This window comes from Streptomyces cinereospinus (assembly GCF_042430725.1).
GTDB lineage: Bacteria > Actinomycetota > Actinomycetes > Streptomycetales > Streptomycetaceae > Streptomyces > Streptomyces cinereospinus.
Window position 1 is genome coordinate 1 of the sequence record NZ_JBHMCY010000020.1, and the last position, 19,785, is coordinate 19,785.

The following is a 19,785-nucleotide window of genomic DNA, read 5'->3' on the forward strand; positions in this document are numbered from 1 at the left end:
CGGCGAGATCGGCGTGGCCGGGCCGGGGCCGGGTCAGCGGCGCGTTGCGCGCCAGCTCGGCCAGCTCGGCCGGGTCCACGGGGTCGGCCGCCATGACCTTCTCCCACTTCGGCCACTCGGTGTTGCCGACCATGACGGCCACCGGCGAGCCGAGGGTCAGCCCGTGCCGGACACCGCCGAGGAACGTCACCTCGTCCCGCTCGAACTTCATGCGCGCACCGCGTCCGTAGCCGAGCCGCCGCCTCGCCAGGTGGTCCGCCACCATCTCCGTGGTGATCGGCACGCCGGCGGGAAGGCCCTCCAGCGTCGCGACGAGTGCGGGACCGTGGGACTCCCCCGCGGTCAGCCAGCGCAACCTGCTCAACGGTGCTCCTCAGTGCTCGCGCCCTGGTACTGCCCTGCCGCACACGCGTCCTCGCGTACGGCGACGGCGTGACCGGGGTGCGCGGCCCTGGCCCGCCAGGTCCGATCCTCCCACGTTCCGGCCACCGGTCAGCCCGCCGGTCCAGCAGACGGACGCCGCGGTGGCCGGGTCGCGGCCGGGACGGAACCCGGCGGCGCGCTCCCGCGCCGGGAGGGCGAGCGGGTAACGCCCCCTAGTGACCGGCGAGGGCGTGCTCACCGGCCTTGCGCATGGCGTCCAGCGGCGCCGGCGCGCGGCCCGTCATCTGCTCCACTTGGAGCACGGCCTGGTGCACCAGCAGGTCCAGCCCGCCGACCACGGCCCCGCCGTACGCCGACCAGCGCGCCGCCAGCGTGGTCGGCCACGGGTCGTACAGCACGTCGAAGAGCGTCGCTGGCCGCTCCGGGACGGCCGCGGCGAGGGCGTCGGTCGCCCCGGCCGGGGTGGTCGCGACGACCAGCGGGTGGTCCAGCCCTTCGGCCGCGTCCGCCCAGTCCGCGATCCGCACCTCGGCCTCCAGCCGCTCGCCCCACTGCCGCATCTCGGCGGCCCTGGCCGCGCTGCGGACGTATACGACGACCTCCCCGGTGCAGATCCGGGCGAGCGCGGCGAGCGCCGAGGAGGCGGTGGCGCCGGCGCCCAGCACCGCGGCCGAGTCGGCCTGTTCGATGCCGTGTTCGCGCAGGGCCGCGACCATGCCGGGGATGTCGGTGTTGTCGCCGACGTACCGGCCGTCCTCGGTCCGGACGACCGTGTTGACCGCCTCGACCGAGGCGGCGGTGTCGCTGATCGAGTCCAGCAGCGGGATCACGGCCCGCTTCAGCGGCATGGTCAGCGACAGCCCGGCCCACTCGGGGCCGAGCTGCGCGAAGAAGCCCGGCAGCCCCTCCTCGTCGACCTGGAATCGGTCGTACGTCCAGCCCGTCAGTCCCAGTTCCTGGTAGGCCGTCCGGTGCAGCACCGGGGACAGGGAGTGGACGATGGGCGAACCGAGCACGGCGGCCCGGCGCGCTTCAGTTGCCGGCGCTCTCATTGAACTTGTCCTTCAGATCCAGGAATTCGTCGTGGGTCCGGGCGAACTCCGTCTTGTTCAGGCCGTCGGTCGCCACGAAGTACATCCAGCCGTCGTCGGTCGGGTTCAGCGCCGCCTTGAGCGCCTCCGCCCCGGGGTTGCCGATCGGTCCGGGCGGCAGGCCCTTCTGGGTGTAGGTGTTGTACGGGTCCTGGTTGCTGTTGATCTCGTCTTCGCTGATGTTGATGTTGCTCTCGCCCTTCAGGTAGTTGAAGGTCGAGTCGAACTGGAGCAGTTGGTAGGTCTCCGTGTTGTCCGGCGACAGGCGGTTGTAGACCACCTCGGCCATCCGGCGGAAGTCGTCCTCCGTCTTGCCCTCGGCCTGCACGAGGCTGGCGACCGTGATGACCTGCATCGGGTTGTCCAGGTTCAGCGTCTTGGCCTGGGCGTCGAGGTCGTACTGGCCGTACTGCCGGTTGGCCTGGGTGATCATCTCCTTCAGGACCGCCTCGGGCTTCATGCCCTTGGCCGCGGGATAGGTGCCCGGGAAGAGGAACCCTTCCAGCGGGTCCTTGACCTGGGCGTCGGTGCTGTTCCTCGCCCAGCTGGGCAGGCCGAGGCTCTTGTACTGCTTCTCGGCGACGTCCTCGGTGGTCCCGGACTCCAGGCCGAGCTTCTCGTCGATGGCGCGGTAGACGGCGACGTTGCGCTGGCCCGGGGTCACCATCACGTTGTTCTGGCTCTTGGGGTCGAGCATCATCTCGACGGCGCTCTTGGCGGACATCTGCTTGTTCAGCAGGTAGGCGCCGGCCTGGATGGACTCGCCGTCGGGGTTCTGCGACTGGGCGGCCACGAAGGCGTCGACGCTCTTGACGACGCCGGCCGCCTTCAGCCGGCGGCCGATCTCGGCACCGGCCGCGCCCTTGGGGATCTCGACGGTGACCTGCTCGTCCGTACCCTCGCCCGCGTAGTCCGGGGCCGCGCCGAAACGGTCCTGGTAGAACTGGTAGCCGAAGTAGGTGACGCCGGCCAGACCGCCGCCGAAGACCAGGGCCACCACCAGGCAGGCGCACCCGTTGCGGCTGCGCTTGCCCTTGCCGCCCCGGCCGCGCCGCTCACCGCGGCCGCGCCGCTCGCCGGGCTCGTCGTCGTTCTCGCCCTCGCCCGAGAAGAAGGCGTGCTCGCCCTGGTCCGGGCCGGGATCCCAGTCGGCTCCGGGTTCCGGCTCGGCGCGCCGCCGGCCGGGCGGCTCGGGCGGCGGATAGGCGTCGGGCGTCCCGTAGAGGTCGGGCTGCTCGCCGCCGAAGGCGGCCGCCTGCTGGGGGTAGGGGTCGGTCGGGTCGCCGGTGTAGGACAGCTGCGGCTGCGCCCCGGTGGGCCAGTTGCCGGTGTCGTACTGCTGCTGGGGGTACGGCTGCTGCGTCTGGCCGGCGTACTGCTGCTGGTCGTACTGGGGCGGATACTGCTGCGGGCCGTAGGCGGGCTGCCCGCCGGTGCCCCAGTCGCCGTACTGCGGCTGCTGCTGCGGCTGCGGCTGCTCTGGACAGTGCTGCGGCTGGCCGCCGTAGGGGGACTGCTGACCCGTCCGGGCCTGCTGTCCTCCCCATCCGCCGTCCCCGTACAACGGGTCCTCCGGATGCCACGGTTCGGAGCCTCGGCCCCGGCCATACTCAGTCATCGATCCCCTAGAGCCGCGAGGCGGCGGTCGCCCGGCTTCGGACACGGCTTCCGTTCCGCCTCTTGCTGTGCGGCGCTGTTCGAATGCCGCCGCATCGCGCGGAACGTTACCGTATCGCGATCAGATGACCACTTCGACGCCCTCGCCGGGGGGCTCGCCTGACACCCGTTCGGATTCCAGTGCCTGCTGGAGGATGATCACAGCGGCGGCCTGGTCGATGACCGAGCGGCCCTTCTTGGATCTCACCCCGGAGGCCCGCAGGCTCTGCCCGGCGGTCACCGTGGTCATCCGCTCGTCGACCAGCCGGACCGGGACCGGGGCGATGCCCTTGGCCAGTTCCTGGGCGAAGCCGCGGACCTTCACCGCGGCGGGGCCCTCGCCCCCCTTGAGGGAGCGAGGGAGCCCGACGACGACCTCGATCGGCTCGTACTCCTCGACGAGGTGCCTCAGCCGGCGGTGAGCCGCGGGGGCGTCCCGGCCCGGAACCGTCTCGACGGGCGTGGCGAGGATCCCGCCGGGGTCGCACGAGGCGACCCCGATCCGGGCGTCCCCGACGTCGATCGCGAGGCGACGTCCTCTGCGCATCTGCACGGAATCCTTACTTGGCCGTCTCCGCCACGAGCCGTTCGACGGCGTCGACGGCCTCGCCGACGGCGGCCGGGTTCTGGCCGCCGCCCTGGGCGACGTCCGGCTTGCCGCCACCGCCGCCGCCGAGGGTCTTGGCGGCCGTGCGGACCAGGTCACCGGCCTTGAGGCCGCGCTCGCGGGCGGCCTCGTTGGTGGCGATGACCGTCAGCGGCTTGTCATGGGCCACCGTGAACAGGGCGACCACGGCGGCCCGGCCGCCCTGGATGCGTCCGCGTACGTCGAGCACCAGCTTGCGCAGGTCGTCGGCGGTGGTGCCGTCCGGGACCTGGCCGGTGACCAGCGCCACGCCGCGGACGTCCTTGGCGGACCCGGCGAGACCCGCGGCGGCCTGGAGCACCTTCTCGGCGCGGAACTTCTCGATCTCCTTCTCGGCGTCCTTCAGCTTGCCGAGCATGGCGGAGACCTTCTCCGGGAGCTCCTCGGGACGGCCCTTGATCAGCTCCTGGAGCTGGGCGACGACCGTGTGCTCACGGGCGAGGAAGTTGTAGGCGTCGACACCGACGAGGGCCTCGATACGGCGCACACCCGAGCCGATGGAGGACTCGCCGAGCAGCTTGACCAGGCCGAGCTGCGCGGTGTTGTGGACGTGCGTGCCGCCGCACAGCTCCTTGGAGAAGTCGCCGATGGTCACCACGCGGACCCGCTCGCCGTACTTCTCGCCGAACTCGGCGATGGCGCCCTGCTTCTTGGCCTCGTCGATGCCCATGACCTCGGCGCGCACGTCCAGGTCGCGGGCGAGCACCTCGTTGATCTTCTGCTCGACGTCGGTCATCACGGCCGTCGGAACGGCCGACGGGGAACCGAAGTCGAAGCGGAAGCGGCCGGGCTGGTTCTCGGAACCGGCCTGGGCGGCCGTCGGGCCGAGGGCGTCGCGCAGGGCCTGGTGGGTGAGGTGGGTGGCCGAGTGGGCGCGGGCGACGGCCGTGCGGCGGCGGGCGTCGATCGAGGCGTGCGCCTTGGCTCCGACGGTGACCTCGCCGACCTGGACGAGGCCCTTGTGGACGTAGACGCCCGGGACCGGCTTCTGGCAGTCGCGGACCTCGATGACGGCACCGGAGTCGACCTTGATCCGGCCGGTGTCGCCGATCTGGCCGCCGCCCTCGGCGTAGAAGGGGGTGCGGTCGAGGACGATCTCGACCTCGTCGCCCTCGGTGGCGGCGGGCGAGGAGACGCCGTCGACCAGGATGCCGACGACCGTGGACTCGCCCTCGGTATCGGTGTAGCCGATGAAGTCGGTCTCACCGGCGCGGTCGGCGATCTCGCGGTAGGCGCCGAGGTCGGCGTGGCCGGTCTTCTTGGCCCGGGCGTCGGCCTTGGCGCGCTCCCGCTGCTCCTTCATCAGGCGGCGGAAGCCGTCCTCGTCCACGGCGAGGCCCTGCTCGGCGGCCATCTCCAGGGTGAGGTCGATCGGGAAGCCCCAGGTGTCGTGGAGCAGGAAGGCCTTCTCGCCCGGCAGCACGGTGGAGCCGGCGGCCTTGGTCTCGGTCACGGCGGTGTCGAGGATGTTGGTGCCGGCCTTCAGCGTCTTGAGGAAGGCGTTCTCCTCGGCCAGGGCGACCTTCTCGATCCGCTCGCGGTCGGTGATCAGCTCGGGGTACTGCTGCCCCATCGTGCCGATCACGACGTCGATCAGGTCCTTGACGACCGGACCGGTGGCGCCGAGCAGGCGCATGTTGCGGATGGCGCGGCGCATGATGCGGCGCAGGACGTAGCCGCGGCCCTCGTTGCCGGGGGAGACGCCGTCGCCGATGAGCATGGCGGCGGTGCGGATGTGGTCGGTGACGACCCGCAGCGAGACGTCGGAGGCCTTGGCCCGGCCGTAGCGGACACCGGTCAGCTCGGTGGCCTTGTCGATGACGGCCATGGAGGTGTCGATCTCGTACATGTTCTGCACGCCCTGCAGAATCATGGCGAGGCGCTCCAGGCCGAGGCCGGTGTCGATGTTCTTGCTCGGCAGGTCGCCGAGGATCTCGAAGTCCTCCTTCGAGGTGCCCTCGCCCCGCTCGTACTGCATGAAGACGAGGTTCCAGATCTCCACGTAGCGCTCGTCGTTGACGGCCGGGCCGCCCTCGGCGCCGAACTCCGGGCCGCGGTCGTAGTTGATCTCGGAGCAGGGGCCGCACGGGCCGGGGACGCCCATCGACCAGAAGTTGTCCTTCTTGCCCAGCCGCTGGATGCGCTCGGCGGGGACGCCGACGACGTCGCGCCAGATCTGCTCGGCCTCGTCGTCGTCCTGGTAGACGGTGATCCACAGGCGCTCCGGCGCCAGGCCGTAACCGCCCTCGTCCTGGGGCGTGGTGAGCAGCTCCCAGGCGAGCTTGATGGCGCCTTCCTTGAAGTAGTCGCCGAACGAGAAGTTGCCGCACATCTGGAAGAACGTGCCGTGGCGGGTGGTCTTGCCGACCTCTTCGATGTCGGGCGTGCGCACGCACTTCTGCACGCTGGTGGCGCGCGGGGCGGGCGGGGTGACCTCACCCAGGAAGTACGGCTTGAAGGGCACCATGCCGGCGTTGACCAGCAGCAGAGTCGGGTCGTCCGCGATGAGCGACGCCGAAGGGACGACGGTGTGCCCGCGCTCCTCGAAGAAGCTCAGCCAGCGGCGGCGGATCTCAGCCGACTCCATCAGTGGTCCTCATTCCGGTTGTGCGTGTGCGTCGTGCGGTCGATGACGTACGACTTCGGCTTGTTGCGGTTCTCGATGGCGGCGTGACGCCGCGCGGGGGGAAGCTCCGGATCCGCGTGCAGGCCCAGCGCGTCCTCCAGTTCGGCCTCCCGCTGGGCCATGTTGGCGCGGACGTCGAGGGCGAAGCCCACGGCCCGGTCCTTGAGCCGGTGGCCCGCCTCGACCGCCTTGTTCGCGGCCGCGGCGGCGAGGCTCTCGGGGGTCAGCTGCTTCAGCTTGCGGTTGACCTTGGTGGTGGCCCACACGCCGGCGGCGACGCCCGAGGTGAACCAGAACGTACGGCGGAACATCGCTGGCCTCAGTCCTTCTTCCGCTTGACCCGCCGCGCGGCCGGTACGGTCCGGCCCACGATCACGGTACGTCTCGACGACTTGGCGGGCACGTCCTCCTTGTGGCCGCCGAGGGCCCGGCGCACGCCGTACCCGAAGGCGGCGACCTTGACCAGCGGGCCGCCGAAGGCGGAGGCGACGGTCGTGGACAGCGCGGACGCGTTCGACGTGACCTCCTGGACGTCCGAGGCGATGGCGTCGACCCGGTCGATCTGGGTCTGCGCCGAGCGCACCGCCGTCGAGGCGTCCGCCAGCAGCGGCACGGCCTGGTCGGTCACCTCCGCCACCAGCTTGGTCGTCGCCCTGAGCGTCTGGGCCAGCCTCGCCAGGGCCACGGCGAGGAAGGAGACCAGGATCGCCCAGAAGACCGCCACCAGGATGCCGGCCACCTCGCCACCGGACACTGCGCACCCGCTCCCTAAACGTGCCTGAACATCGAAGAAGTCGTGCACCGAGCCTATCGCGCCGGGGCTCGCGCTCCGTACCGGATTACGGCGCGGCCGCAGCGGAGCCGCGGGACGCGGTTGTACGGAGCGAACACGCTTCAGTACGCTCCGTGTCCCATGCGACCTCCTCGGCGCGACGGTGCGCCCGCCCCCGGCAATCTTCCCCCGGAGCTGGACGCGTTCGTGGGCCGGGCGGCCGAACTGGCCGGACTGGCCGGGGCGCTGGACGCCTCCCGGCTGGTGACCGTGACCGGGACCGGCGGGGTCGGCAAGTCGCGGCTCGCCGCGCGGGCCGCGGCCCGGTCCGCGCCGCCGGACGGGGTGTGGCGCGTGGACCTGGCGCCGGTGCGCGATCCGGAGTTCGTGGACCACGCGGTCGCGGCGGCGCTGGGGCAGACCGACCACACCGCGCGGCCGCCGCGCGAGACGCTCCTCGCGCACCTCGCCGACCGCCGGCTCCTGCTAATCCTCGACGGGTTCGAGCATCTGGTGGGCGCGTGCGCCCCGCTGGTGACGGCGGTGCTGCGGCGGGCGCCGGGGCTGCGGGTGCTCGCGGTGGGGCGCCGGCCGCTGGGGGTGGCGGGCGAGCGGCTGTTCCCGCTGGCGCCGCTGCCCGAGGACGAGGCCGCCGAGCTCTTCCGGGACCGGGCCGCGCAGCAGGGGGTGGCGTGCGGTGACGACCGGACGGTACGGCAGGTGTGCCGGCGTCTGGACGGCATCCCGCTCGCCGTCGAACTGGCGGCGGGACGGCTGCGGGCGCTGTCGCCCGGGCAGTTGCTGGACCGGCTGGACGACCGGTTCGGGCTGCTGGCCGGCGGCGGGCGGGAGGCGCCGCACCGGCATCGGACGCTGCGCACGGCGATCGGCTGGAGCCACGAGCTGTGCACGCCCGGGGAACGGCTGCTGTGGGCCCGGTTGTCGGTGTTCGCCGGCGCCTTCGACCTGGAGGCCGCCGAGTACGTGTGCGGCGGGCACGGCCTGCCCGCCGACGAGGTCCTCGACGTGCTGACCGAACTGATCGCGCAGTCCGTGGTGGCCCGCGAGGAGACCCGGGCCGGGCCGCGCTACCGCATGCTGGACACGGTCCGGGCGTACGGCGCGCAGTGGCTGGCGGCGGCCGGCGACGCGGCCCGGATGCGCCGACGGCACCGCGACTGGTACGTGGGCCTGGCGACCTGGTGCGAGCTGGACTGGTTCTCCCCGCGGCAGCGCGAGGTGGCGGCGCGCGTCGAGGCGGAACTGCCGAATCTGCGCTGCGCCCTGGAGTACTGCCTGAGCGAGCCGGAGGAGGCCCGGCTGGGCCAGTACCTCGCGGGTTCGCTGTGGTTCTGCTGGGTCGGCTGCGGGCGACTGGCGGAGGGGCGGCACTGGCTGGAGCGGAGCCTGCGGCTGGACTCCGGCAACGAGCACTCCCGGCTGAAGGCCCTGTGGGTGCTCGGGTACGTCGCCGTGCTCCAGGGCGACGCGGCGGCGGCGCCGGCCGCGCTCCAGGAGTGCCGGGAGGCGGCGCAGCGGTCCGCGAGCGCCGTGGCGCTGGCCTACGCCGAGCACCGCACCGGCTGCCTGGCGCTGGTCACGGACGACATGGCGGGCGCGGAAACGCTGCTGCGCTCGGCGCTGGCGCGCTACCGGGAGGTCGGCGAGCTGAACAGCAACGTCCTGATGGCCCAGGTCGAGCTGGCGATGGCGCGGGCGTTCCGGGGCGATCCGGCGGACGCGGTGGAGCTGTGCGAGGACGTGCGCCGGGTGTGCGAGGACCACGGCGAGCGCTGGGCCCGCGGTTACGCGCTGTTCGTGCTGGCGTACGCCGCCTGGGCCGAGGGCGACCCGCCCCGCGCCCGCACCCTGCTCACCGACTTCCTGTCCGGCGCGCACGCCTTCCACGACCTGCTCGGCACGGTGCTGGCGATCGAGCTGCTGGCCCTGGTCACCACGGCGGACGGCGATCCGGCCGAGGCCGCGGTGCTCCAGGGCGCGGCGCAGGGCATGTGGCCGTCGGTGGGCCTGCCGCTGTTCGGGTCGGCGCACTACAACGTCCCGCACGAGCGGTGCGAGGCGACGGCGCGGCGGCTGCTGGGCGACGAGCGCTACGAGGCGTGCGTACGGCAGGGCGCGCGGCTCGGCCGGGAGGAGGCGGTGGGGCTGGCGCTCGGCCGGCCGGGGTCGGTGGCGGCGCCGCCGGATCCGTGCGGGCCGGTGCGGCGGGCCCGCGGCGCGGCGCACATGCGCGAGCCCGCCGCCTCGCCCACCCGGAAGGGCGGGGAGACGGCGGGCTGATGCGCGGTTCGGGCTGCGTCCGGGTCAGCGGGCGTAGTACTCGACGACGAGCTGCTCGTCGCAGATCACCGGGATCTCCTTGCGGTTCGGCTCGCGGTCCAGGCGGAACGCCAGGGCCCTGAGGTTCACCTGGAGGTAGCGCGGGGTCTCGCCGTCGGGGGCGAAGCCGCCCTCGCGGGCGATGGCGAAGAGGGTCTTCTCGCGGCTGCGCTCGCGGACCATCACCACGTCGTCGGGACGGACACGGAACGAGGGCTTGTCGACCTTCTGGCCGTTGACCTCGATGTGGCCGTGGACGACCATCTGGCGGGCCTGGTAGATCGTGCGGGCGATGCCCGAACGCAGCACCAGGGCGTCCAGACGACGCTCCAGCTCGATGATCAGGGCCTCACCGGTCTTGCCCTGGACCTTGGAGGCACGCTCGTAGGCGCGGACGAGCTGGCGCTCGGACACGTCGTACTGCGCGCGCAGACGCTGCTTCTCGAGCAGGCGGACCTTGTAGTCCGAGTTCTGCTTGCGGCCACGGCCGTGCTCGCCCGGCGGGTAGGGGCGGGCCTCGAAGTACTTGACGGCCTTCGGGGTCAGCGCGATACCGAGGGCACGCGACTTCTTGACCTTGGGGCGGGACTGGTTCGCCACTGTCTTTGTCTCTTTCGTAGTCTTCCGGCTCGTCAGGGTTGAGGGAGGTCGCATCCGCAGCCGGGGAATCCCGCCGGGTCCGCGCAGGACCTGCCGGGCAGCCGCTCCCCTGGTCTGGGCACATACGTGCAGCACGCGAGTGGCCCACCGACCGTCCCGGGACTCCGGGTGGTGGTGGGCTGCCCGCGACACCGTTCGACGGTGCGCGACGCTCCTGGAGCCGGTCCGCGAGGGGCCGGGCTCCGACCGGCCTGCCCCGCTCTGACAGCACGGGACTCGGCACTCCAGGCAAGTCTACAGGGTGCTCAGGACCGCTTGCGCCCCAGGTGCTTCCTGGTCCACTCGACGGCGTCCGCGTACCGCGCCTCCGCCCCGTGCCGGGTCGGGGTGTAGTACGTGCGGTCCTTGAGGGCGTCCGGCGCGTACTGCTGCTCGGCGATGCCCTCGGGCAGGTCGTGCGGGTAGACGTACCCCTGTCCGTGACCGAGCTTGCCCGCGCCCTGGTAGTGGGAGTCGCGCAGATGCGTGGGCACCGGCCCCGCCGACCCCGTGCGGACGTCGTCCAGGGCGGCGCCGATCGCGGTGGTGGCGGCGTTGGACTTGGGCGCCAGGGCGAGGGCGATGGTGGCGTGGCTGAGGGTGAGGGCGGCCTCCGGGAAGCCGATCATGGCGACGGCCTGGGCGGCGGCGACCGCGATCGGCAGGGCGTTCGGGTCGGCCAGGCCGATGTCCTCGCTGGCGGAGATCATCAGGCGGCGGGCGATGAAGCGCGGGTCCTCCCCGGCATCGATCATCCGGGCCAGGTAGTGCAGGGCGGCGTCGACATCGGAGCCGCGGATCGACTTGATCAGGGCGCTGGCCACGTCGTAGTGCTGGTCGCCGTCCCGGTCGTACTGCACGGCGGCGCGGTCGACCGTCGCCTCCAGCGTCGCCAGGCCGATGCCGCTCTCGCCCTTGTCCAGGGCGGCTCCGGCGGCGGCCTCCAGGGCGGTCAGGGCACGGCGGGCGTCGCCGCCGGCGATCCGCAGCAGGTGGGCCTCGGTGTCCTCGGGGAGCGTGACGGCGCCCCCCAGGCCGCGCTCGTCGGTGAGGGCGCGCCGGATCAGGCCCCGCACGTCGTCGTCGGTGAGGGGTTCGAGGGTCAGCAGCAGGGATCGGGAGAGCAGAGGGGAGATCACCGAGAAGTACGGGTTCTCGGTGGTCGCCGCGATCAGCGTGACCCAGCGGTTCTCCACGGCGGGCAGGAGGGAGTCCTGCTGGGCCTTGCTGAAGCGGTGGATCTCGTCCAGGAAGAGGACGGTCTCCTTGCCGAAGCCGCCGGTGGCGCGGCGGGCGCCGTCGATGACCGCGCGGACCTCCTTGACGCCGGCGGTGATCGCGGACAGCTCCACGAACCGCTTGTCGGTCGCCTTGGAGACGACGTACGCCAGGGTCGTCTTGCCGGTGCCGGGCGGGCCCCACAGGATCACCGAGGACGGGCCCGCCGGTCCCCCGGCGCCCTCGCCGACCAGCCGGCGCAGGGGTGAGCCGGGCTTGAGCAGGTGCTGCTGGCCGACCACCTCGTCGAGGGTGCGCGGGCGCATGCGCACCGCCAGGGGACTCGCGGTCGGGTCTTTCTCCTGGCGTTCTTCTGCCGCGGCGGTGAACAGGTCGGGCTCCACGCCGGAAACCCTAATTCACCGCGCCGACAACGCCGCCCGGCACCGGTGTCAGGCCCAGAGCTGGCTGCCCCAGCGGGTCAGGACCAGCATGACGATGATGCCGACGTGCGTGACCGGCAGCACCCAGGTGAACTCGGCGAAGAACCGCTTGAGCCCGTCCGGCGCCGGCAGGAAGCCGTTGCGGACGTTGAGCGACGTCACGTACCAGAACATGACGATGGTGGCGACCCAGGCCAGCGAGCACCACAGGCACAGCGCGTTGATCCGGTACAGCGACTGGAACATCAGCCAGGCGCAGAAGACGACGCCGAAGAGCGTGCCCGCGTTGAAGGCGAGCCAGTACCAGCGCGGGAAGCGGGCCCGGGCGAGCAGGCTCATGCCGACGCAGATCACGATGCCGTAGGTGACCAGGCCGAGCATCGGGTTGGGGAAGCCGAAGACCGAGGCCTGGGCGCTCTCCATGACGCTGCCGCAGGAGACGATCGGGTTGAGGCTGCAACTCGGCGTGAACGTCTCGCCCCGCGCCTCGGCTTCAAGGATCTTGAACTTGTCGAGCGTGATGACCCACGCGGCGAGCAGTCCTGCCGCGCCCGTGATCACCAGCAGCAGCGCGAAGGCCCGGCTGCCGCCCACCGTGCGCGGCTCGGCGGCGGCGCGCTGCGGCTCGGGCTCGGGCTCGGTGGAGACGTCCTTGACTGTCGTCTTGCTCATCACGCCGATTCCGTCACTTGAGGGGGGCCTGCTTCCGGCAGGGGACATTGTGCCGCACGCGCGCGTAAGTCCACCGTTCGCCGCACATGAGGACGTACGGCCCGGTGACCGGTTCCGGACACGCGTGAGGGCGCCGGCCGCCCGGCGCGGAGCGCGGCGCCCTCACGGGTGTCGGTCAGCCCAGCCGGGCTTCGAGTTCGGCGACGATCTCGTTGACGCCGACGGCCGTCTGCTCGCCGGACTCCATGTCCTTGAGCTGGACGACGCCCTCGGCGAGGTCGCGTTCGCCGGCCACGATCGTGTAGCGGGCACCGCTGCGGTTGGCGTTCTTCATGGCGCCCTTGAGGCCCTTGGCGCCGTAGCAGAAGTCCGCGGCGACGCCCTGCTTGCGCAACTCGGTGACCTTGGCGAACAGCACCCGGCGGGCCTCCTCGCCGAGCGGCACCGCGAAGACGCTGGTGGCGGCGGGGAGTTGCAGCTGGATCCCCTCCGCCTCCAGGGCGAGCACCGTGCGGTCGACGCCGAGCGCCCAGCCGACGGACGGCAGCGCGGGGCCGCCGATCATCTCGGACAGGCCGTCGTAGCGGCCGCCGCCGCCCACCGCGGACTGGGAGCCCAGGCCGTCGTGCACGAACTCGAAGGTGGTCCGCGTGTAGTAGTCCAGGCCGCGCACCAGCTTCGGGTCGTCCTCGAAGGCGACGCCCGCCGCGCCGATCAGCTCCCGGACCTCCTCGTGGTACGCCTTGCAGGCGTCGCAGAGGAAGTCGCGCAGCAGCGGGGCGTCGGTGAGCTGCTTCTGGACGTCCTGGCGCTTGTCGTCGAGGACGCGCAGCGGGTTGATCTCGGCGCGGCGCAGGGTGTCCTCGTCGAGGTCGAGGCCGCGCAGGAACTCCTGGAGGGCGGCCCGGTAGACCGGGCGGCATTCCGTGTCGCCGAGGCTGTTGAGCAGGATGCGGAAGTCGCTCAGGCCCAGCGACCGGTAGGCCTGGTCGGCCAGGATGATCAGCTCGGCGTCGAGGGCGGGGTCCTCCGCGCCGATGGCCTCGGCGCCGACCTGGGAGAAGTGGCGGTAGCGGCCCTTCTGGGGGCGCTCGTAGCGGTAGTACGAGCCCGAGTACCAGAGCTTGACCGGCAGGTTGCCCGCCTTGTGCAGGTTGGCCTCCAGCGCGGCGCGCAGCACCGACGCCGTGCCCTCGGGGCGCAGGGCGAGCCGGTCGCCGCCCTTGGTCTCGAAGGCGTACATCTCCTTGGTGACGATGTCGGTGGACTCGCCGACACCGCGCGCGAACAGCTCGACGTTCTCGAAGCCGGGCGTCTCGACGTAGCCGTAGCCGGACGTGCGCAGCGGGGCGGCGATCGCCTCGCGGACGGCCAGGTACGCGGCGCTGTCCGGCGGGATCAGGTCGTACGTGCCCTTGGGGGCCTTGAAGGTGCTCACGGAAGGTCTCTCGTCACATTCCTCGTCGGGGAGCCTCGGCGGCTTTCTGGCCGGCGGCCACCTGCCGCAGATACGGGTTGGTGGCGCGCTCCTGGCCGATGGTGGTCTGGGGGCCGTGGCCGGACAGCACCACGGTCGAGTCGTCGAGCGGCAGGCACACGCGGGCCAGCGAGTCGAGCATCTCGGCCATGTCACCGCCGGGCAGGTCGGTGCGTCCGATGGAGCCGGCGAAGAGCAGATCCCCGGAGAAGAACACGGACGGGACGTCCGCGCTCTCGGGCATCCGGAAGGCCACCGACCCCTTGGTATGGCCGGGCGCGTGCGCGACGGAGAACTCCAGCCCCGCCAGGTCCAGCGTCACCCCGTCGGACAGCTCCCTGACGTCGTCGGGCTCCCCCACGGTCAGCTCGCCCAGCAGCGGCGTCCCGACCGACAGGCCGATGGCCTTCGCCGGGTCGCTCATCATGTACCGGTCCTCGGGGTGGATCCAGGCCGGCACGTCGTGCGCTCCGCAGACCGGGACGACCGAGGCGACGTGGTCGATGTGGCCGTGGGTGAGGACGACGGCGACGGGCTTGAGCCGATGCTTCTTCAGCGCTTCCTCGACTCCTGGGGCCGCCTGGTGGCCCGGGTCGATGATCACGCACTCCTCACCGGCGGCGGGGGCGACGAGATAACAGTTCGTCCCCCAGGCACCGGCGGGGAACCCGGCAATGAGCACGATCGTCCTTCGTTTGTGTCGACGGGGGCGGACTCGGCGACCGCCGAGCCTGACCCCAAGAGCCTACCGGCGCTGCCGATTCCTCAGCGAACCCATATACGGTACGGGGCACACACAGGCGGTCGGCTCACCGCGCGTACGCGTACCGGTCGACGTTCGAGACGCATGAGGAGTACATCCGGTGGTCAGCCAGGAACAGCGGCGGCGTCAGCTCGCCCGGGAGAAGTTCTTGCGGCAGCAGCAGCGGCGCACCGACGCCCGGCGCAAGGCGCGTACGCGCAACGCCGTGATCGCTTCGGCGCTCGGCGTGGTCCTGATCGGCAGCCTCGCGCTGTACACGACCGGCGTACTCGAGGACGACGACAGGACCACCGCGGGCACGGAGGTCACGGAGAGCGCCTCGCCGAGCAAGGCGCCGGACCCGTGCGACGAGCCGGCCGCCGGCAAGGCCGCGACGGCGACCTGGGAGAAGGAGCCGGCGATGACCATCGACACGTCGGCGCAGTACACGATGAAGCTGGCCACGACCTGCGGCGACATAGACATCGCGCTGAAGACGTCGGCGGCCCCGCACACCGTGAACTCGTTCGGCTTCCTGGCCGGCAAGGGCTACTTCGACCACACCAAGTGCCACCGGCTGACCACCAACGGCATCTACGTGCTCCAGTGCGGCGACCCGACGGGCAGCGGCAGCGGCGGTCCCGGGTACACGATCCCGGACGAGAACCTCAAGGACACGAGCCTCAAGGACAACATCTACCCCGCCGGCACCGTGGCCATGGCGAACACCGGCCAGCCGGACTCCGGCGGCAGCCAGTTCTTCCTCGTCTACCAGGACAGTCAGCTGCCGCCCAGCTACACCCCGTTCGGTACCGTTTCCGAGTCCGGCATGACGGTCCTGAAGAAGATCGCCGACGCGGGCGAGAGCACCGGAGCCGGTGACGGAGCCCCGAACGCGACCGTTGTGATCGACAAGGCGACCGTCACGAAATCCTGACCGCCAACTGCGCAATTTCGGTCGCGCGGGATGCGGACAGGCAACCCGCCGGTCGCCTATGTTGGCCGTGACGAAACTGTGGACGATGCCCGGGAGAGCTGAGGCCCCCGCAGGCATCATGTGGAGGAGGCGCTGTGAGCAGCGACCCGTGGGGCCGCGTCGACGAGACGGGGACCGTGTACGTGCGTACGGCCGACGGCGAGCAGGTCGTCGGTTCCTGGCAGGCCGGCTCCCCCGAGGAAGCGTTGGCCTACTTCGAGCGCAAGTACGAGGGCCTGGTTGTCGAGATCGGCCTCCTCGAGAAGCGTGTGCGCACCACCGACCTGTCGGCGAAGGACGCGACGGCGGCCATCGACCATCTGCGCGAGCAGGTCGAGGCGCACCACGCGGTCGGCGACCTGGACGCGCTGCGGGCCCGCCTGGACAAGCTGGCCCAGACCGTCGAGGCGCGACGCGAGGAGCGCAAGGTGCAGCGGGCGCGGCAGACCGACGAGGCCCGGCACGCCAAGGAGGCGCTGGTCGCCGAGGCGGAGGAGCTGGCGCAGTCCGACCAGTGGCGGGCGGCCGGTGAGCGGCTGCGGGCCCTGGTGGACACCTGGAAGGGGCTGCCGCGGCTGGACCGCAAGTCGGACGACGAGCTGTGGCACCGCTTCTCACACGCCCGGTCGGCGTTCTCCAAGCGCCGCAAGGCGCACTTCGCGCAGCTGGACGCGCAGCGCGAGGAGGCCCGCAGGACCAAGGAGCGGCTGGTCGCCGAGGCCGAGGAGCTGTCGAACTCGACGGACTGGGGGCCGACGGCCGCGCGCTACCGGGAGCTGATGACCGAGTGGAAGGCCGCGGGCCGCGCACAGCGTGAGCACGAGGACGACCTGTGGAACCGCTTCCGCGGCGCCCAGGACGTCTTCTTCGCCGCCCGCAGCTCGGTCTTCGCCGAGCGGGACGCGGAGCAGGCGGAGAACCTCAAGCTCAAGGAGGAGCTGGCCGAGGAGGCCGAGAAGATCCTCCCGGTCACCGACCTGAAGGCCGCGCGGGCCGCCTTCCGCTCGGTGAACGAGCGCTGGGAGGCCATCGGCCATGTGCCGCGCGACGCCCGGCCGAAGGTCGAGGGCCGTATGCACGCCGTGGAGCGGGCCATCCAGGAGGCCGAGGAGGCCGAGTGGCGCCGCACCAACCCGGAGGCACGCGCGCGTGCCGAGGGGCTGACCGGCCAGCTCCAGGCCGCCGTCGACAAGCTGACGCAGCAGATCGAGCAGGCGCGCGCGCAGGGCAACAACGCCAAGGCGGACAAGCTCGAAAGGGAGCTGGAGGGCCGTCAGGCGCTGCTGGACCAGGCGCTCAAGGGTCTGCAGGAGTTCGGCGGCTGACCCGTCGCACGCGGAAGGGGCTCCCCGCGGGGAGCCCCTTCCGCGTGTCTGCTGGTGTCCGTGCCGGTGCGTGTGCCTGGTGCGGAGTGCTACGACCGGCTGCGCGCCGACGTCACCCGGTACACGTCGTAGACGCCCTCGACGCCGCGGACGGCCTTCAGGACGTGGCCCAGGTGTTTGGGGTCGCCCATCTCGAAGGTGAAGCGGGAGATGGCGACGCGGTCGCGGGAGGTCTGGACGGCCGCGGAGAGGATGTTGACGTGCTGGTCGGACAGCACGCGCGTGACGTCCGACAGCAGCCGGGAGCGGTCCAGCGCCTCGACCTGGATGGCGACCAGGAAGACCGAGGACTGGGTGGGTGCCCACTCGACGTCGAGGATCCGCTCGGGTTCCCGGGACAGTGACTCCACGTTCACGCAGTCGCTGCGGTGAACCGATACGCCACTACCGCGCGTGACGAAGCCGATGATCGGGTCGCCGGGGACGGGCGTACAGCAGCGGGCCAGCTTGACCCAGACGTCCTCCACGCCCTTGACGACCACGCCCGGGTCGGCGCTGGAGCGGCGTTTGCGGCCGCGGCCGCGCGCCGGCGGGACGCTCTCGTCGATCTCCTCGGTGGCCGCCTCCTCCCCGCCGAAGCCCTGGACCAGCTTCTGCACGATGTTCTGTGCCGAGACATGGCCCTCGCCGATCGCCGCGTAGAGGGCGGAGATGTCCGAGTAGCGCATCTCGTGGGCGAGCGTGACAAGGGAGTCGCCGGTCAGGATGCGCTGGATCGGCAGGTTCTGCTTGCGCATGGCGCGCACGATGGCGTCCTTGCCCTGCTCGATCGCCTCGTCGCGGCGCTCCTTGGAGAACCACGCCCGGATCTTGTTGCGGGCGCGCGGCGACTTCACGAACCCGAGCCAGTCGCGGGACGGGCCCGCGCCGGCCGCCTTGGAGGTGAAGACCTCCACCAGGTCGCCGTTGTCCAGGGTGGATTCGAGCGGGACGAGCCGGCCGTTGACCCGCGCCCCTATGGTGCGGTGCCCCACCTCGGTGTGGACGGCGTAGGCGAAGTCCACGGGGGTGGCACCCGCGGGGAGCGCTATGACGTCACCCTTGGGGGTGAAGACGAAGACCTCGTTGCGGGACAGGTCGAAGCGCAGTGACTCCAGGAACTCGCTGGGGTCCTCGGTCTCCTTCTGCCAGTCGAGGAGCTGGCGCAGCCACGCCATGTCGTTGATGGCGTCCTTGTCCTTGCCGGACGCCTTGGGCACGTCGGTGCGCACCTTGGAGGCGCCGGCGACGGCCTCCTGCTTGTACTTCCAGTGCGCGGCGATGCCGTACTCGGCGCGGCGGTGCATGTCGAAGGTGCGGATCTGCAACTCGACCGGCTTGCCGTTGGGGCCGATGACCGTCGTGTGCAGCGACTGGTACATGTTGAACTTGGGCATCGCGATGTAGTCCTTGAACCGGCCGGGGACCGGGTTCCATCGCGCGTGCACCGTGCCGAGGGCCGCGTAGCAGTCGCGGACGGTGTCCACCAGGACGCGGATGCCCACCAGGTCGTAGATCTCGGCGAAGTCGCGGCCGCGGACGATCATCTTCTGGTAGACGCTGTAGTAGTGCTTCGGGCGGCCGGTGACGGTCGCCTTGATGCGGGCGGAGCGCAGGTCCTGCTGGACCTCGTCGGTCACTATGGCGAGGTACTCGTCGCGCTTGGGGGCGCGCTCGGCGACCAGGCGGACGATCTCGTCGTACATCTTGGGGTAGAGGATCGCGAAGGCGAGGTCCTCCAGCTCCCACTTGATGGTGTTCATGCCCAGGCGGTGGGCGAGCGGCGCGTAGATCTCCAGGGTCTCGCGCGCCTTCTTCTCCTGCTTCTCACGCTTGAGATAGCGCATGGTGCGCATGTTGTGCAGGCGGTCGGCGAGCTTGATGACCAGGACGCGGGGGTCCTTGGCCATGGCGACGACCATCTTGCGCACGGTCTCGGCCTGCGCGGCCTCGCCGAACTTGACCTTGTCCAGCTTGGTGACGCCGTCGACGAGCAGGGCGACCACGTCACCGAAGTCGCGGCGCAGGTCCTCCAGGCCGTACTCGGTGTCCTCGACGGTGTCGTGCAGCAGGCCGGCCATCAGCGTGGCCGGGTCCATGCCCAGCTCGGCGAGGATGGTGGTGACGGCGAGGGGGTGCGTGATGTACGGGTCGCCGCTCTTGCGCTTCTGGCCGCGGTGCCAGCGCTCGGCGACCTGGTAGGCCTTCTCGATCTGGCGCAGCGTCGACGTCTCGATCTTGGGGTCGTTGCTGCGGACTATCCGGAGCAGGGGCTCCAGGACCGGGTTGTACGGGTTGGCGCGCTGGACGCCGAGGCGGGCCAGACGGGCGCGGACGCGGTTGGAGGAGCCGGAGCGGGGTGCCTGGGGCGTCGCGGCCGGGCGGATCGGGGCCGTCGGCGCGGGCCGCTCGGGAGGGGCCGGCTTGGGGCGCGAGGGCTCGGCGGTGTTCGCGAGGGGCGCGGACTGGGCGTGCTCGACCGACCCGCGGGAGTCGTTCCTCGTGGGCTGCGCGGGCTGGGCCGCGGCGTCCGAGGCGCGCTCGGGCTTGGCGGCGGTCAGGTGCTGGGCCTCGTCTGGCAAGAGGGCTCCTCGTGCGCGATCCGGGTCCCCCGGTCAGGCTCCGGAAACCCCATGGTAGCGATCCTGGGCTCCAGGATCGCCTTCAGGCCGGAGTGAGGGGCCGTCTGTCCGGGCAACGCCTGGGGCGGGCGGTGGATTCCCCCGGGCCGGTCCCGCG

General features: G+C 71.7%; 16 protein-coding genes. 3 read left to right on the forward strand and 13 right to left on the reverse strand.

The window, feature by feature from the left end:
* The 7 genes from ACFF45_RS12855 to ACFF45_RS12885 form a co-directional block, all read right to left on the reverse strand.
* On the reverse strand, positions 1-364 hold a 364-nt coding region (locus tag ACFF45_RS12855), incomplete at its 3' end, for a chorismate synthase (RefSeq protein ID WP_381345815.1).
* Positions 365-596: 232 nt separating this feature from the next.
* Entirely contained in the window at positions 597-1,436 is an 840-nt protein-coding gene (locus ACFF45_RS12860) for a shikimate dehydrogenase (RefSeq protein ID WP_381345817.1), read from the reverse strand.
* The gene (gene mltG / locus ACFF45_RS12865) at positions 1,417-3,093 is read right to left on the reverse strand and encodes an endolytic transglycosylase MltG (RefSeq protein ID WP_381345819.1); all 1,677 of its coding nucleotides are present in this window, start codon (positions 3,091-3,093) and stop codon (positions 1,417-1,419) included. The genes ACFF45_RS12860 and mltG overlap by 20 nt, the downstream gene beginning before the upstream one ends.
* Positions 3,094-3,213: 120 nt before the next feature.
* A complete protein-coding gene (gene ruvX / locus ACFF45_RS12870; RefSeq protein WP_381345820.1) occupies positions 3,214-3,678 on the reverse strand; it encodes a Holliday junction resolvase RuvX in 465 nt (154 codons plus the stop codon).
* A 13-nt stretch (positions 3,679-3,691) separates the two neighbouring features.
* The gene (gene alaS / locus ACFF45_RS12875; RefSeq protein ID WP_381345821.1) at positions 3,692-6,364 is read right to left on the reverse strand and encodes an alanine--tRNA ligase; all 2,673 of its coding nucleotides are present in this window, start codon (positions 6,362-6,364) and stop codon (positions 3,692-3,694) included.
* Positions 6,364-6,714 (reverse strand): hypothetical protein, encoded by a 351-nt coding sequence (locus tag ACFF45_RS12880; RefSeq protein WP_381345823.1) that lies wholly within the window; start codon positions 6,712-6,714, stop codon positions 6,364-6,366. Before ACFF45_RS12880 ends, alaS begins: the two co-directional genes overlap by 1 nt.
* 8 nt (positions 6,715-6,722) lie before the next feature.
* A complete protein-coding gene (locus ACFF45_RS12885; RefSeq protein WP_381345825.1) occupies positions 6,723-7,157 on the reverse strand; it encodes a DUF948 domain-containing protein in 435 nt (144 codons plus the stop codon).
* 159 nt (positions 7,158-7,316) lie between these two features.
* On the opposite strand from ACFF45_RS12885, the gene ACFF45_RS12890 reads away from it, so the two are divergent.
* Positions 7,317-9,476 carry an ATP-binding protein gene (locus ACFF45_RS12890; protein WP_381345827.1) on the forward strand — a complete coding sequence of 720 codons (2,160 nt, stop codon included), beginning with the start codon at positions 7,317-7,319 and terminating at the stop codon, positions 9,474-9,476.
* A gap of 24 nt (positions 9,477-9,500) precedes the next feature.
* On the opposite strand, the gene rpsD is transcribed toward ACFF45_RS12890, so the two are convergent.
* From rpsD to ACFF45_RS12915, 5 genes are all read right to left on the reverse strand, one after another.
* Positions 9,501-10,115, reverse strand: coding sequence for a 30S ribosomal protein S4 (gene rpsD / locus ACFF45_RS12895; RefSeq protein WP_381345829.1), 615 nt, complete (start codon positions 10,113-10,115; stop codon positions 9,501-9,503).
* Between the two features lie 305 nt (positions 10,116-10,420).
* Positions 10,421-11,776, reverse strand: a complete 1,356-nt coding sequence (locus ACFF45_RS12900) for a replication-associated recombination protein A (RefSeq protein ID WP_381345830.1) — start codon at positions 11,774-11,776, stop codon at positions 10,421-10,423.
* A 48-nt stretch (positions 11,777-11,824) separates the two neighbouring features.
* Positions 11,825-12,487 (reverse strand): vitamin K epoxide reductase family protein, encoded by a 663-nt coding sequence (locus tag ACFF45_RS12905; RefSeq protein WP_381345832.1) that lies wholly within the window; start codon positions 12,485-12,487, stop codon positions 11,825-11,827.
* Positions 12,488-12,662: 175 nt separating this feature from the next.
* A complete protein-coding gene (hisS, locus tag ACFF45_RS12910; protein WP_381345834.1) occupies positions 12,663-13,925 on the reverse strand; it encodes a histidine--tRNA ligase in 1,263 nt (420 codons plus the stop codon).
* A 13-nt stretch (positions 13,926-13,938) separates the two neighbouring features.
* On the reverse strand, positions 13,939-14,646 hold the full coding sequence (locus tag ACFF45_RS12915) for an MBL fold metallo-hydrolase (protein ID WP_381345835.1): 708 nt from the start codon (positions 14,644-14,646) through the stop codon (positions 13,939-13,941).
* 181 nt (positions 14,647-14,827) lie between these two features.
* On the opposite strand from ACFF45_RS12915, the gene ACFF45_RS12920 reads away from it, so the two are divergent.
* Positions 14,828-15,643, forward strand: coding sequence for a peptidylprolyl isomerase (locus tag ACFF45_RS12920; RefSeq protein WP_381345837.1), 816 nt, complete (start codon positions 14,828-14,830; stop codon positions 15,641-15,643).
* A 134-nt stretch (positions 15,644-15,777) separates the two neighbouring features.
* Positions 15,778-17,007, forward strand: coding sequence for a DUF349 domain-containing protein (locus tag ACFF45_RS12925; RefSeq protein WP_381345838.1), 1,230 nt, complete (start codon positions 15,778-15,780; stop codon positions 17,005-17,007).
* Between the two features lie 89 nt (positions 17,008-17,096).
* On the opposite strand, the gene ACFF45_RS12930 is transcribed toward ACFF45_RS12925, so the two are convergent.
* A complete protein-coding gene (locus tag ACFF45_RS12930; RefSeq protein WP_381345840.1) occupies positions 17,097-19,628 on the reverse strand; it encodes a RelA/SpoT family protein in 2,532 nt (843 codons plus the stop codon).
* Between the last annotated feature and the right edge of the window lie 157 nt (positions 19,629-19,785).

Excerpts from the sequence above, each read along its gene's own strand:
- ruvX (WP_381345820.1), bottom strand. The coding sequence starts at position 3,678 with ATGCGCAGAGGACGTCGCCTCGCGATCGACGTCGGGGACGCCCGGATC.
- ACFF45_RS12905 (WP_381345832.1), bottom strand. The coding sequence starts at position 12,487 with ATGAGCAAGACGACAGTCAAGGACGTCTCCACCGAGCCCGAGCCCGAG.
- ACFF45_RS12890 (WP_381345827.1), top strand. The coding sequence starts at position 7,317 with ATGCGACCTCCTCGGCGCGACGGTGCGCCCGCCCCCGGCAATCTTCCC.
- ACFF45_RS12860 (WP_381345817.1), bottom strand. The coding sequence starts at position 1,436 with ATGAGAGCGCCGGCAACTGAAGCGCGCCGGGCCGCCGTGCTCGGTTCG.
- alaS (WP_381345821.1), bottom strand. The coding sequence starts at position 6,364 with ATGGAGTCGGCTGAGATCCGCCGCCGCTGGCTGAGCTTCTTCGAGGAG.
- mltG (WP_381345819.1), bottom strand. The coding sequence starts at position 3,093 with ATGACTGAGTATGGCCGGGGCCGAGGCTCCGAACCGTGGCATCCGGAG.
- ACFF45_RS12880 (WP_381345823.1), bottom strand. The coding sequence starts at position 6,714 with ATGTTCCGCCGTACGTTCTGGTTCACCTCGGGCGTCGCCGCCGGCGTG.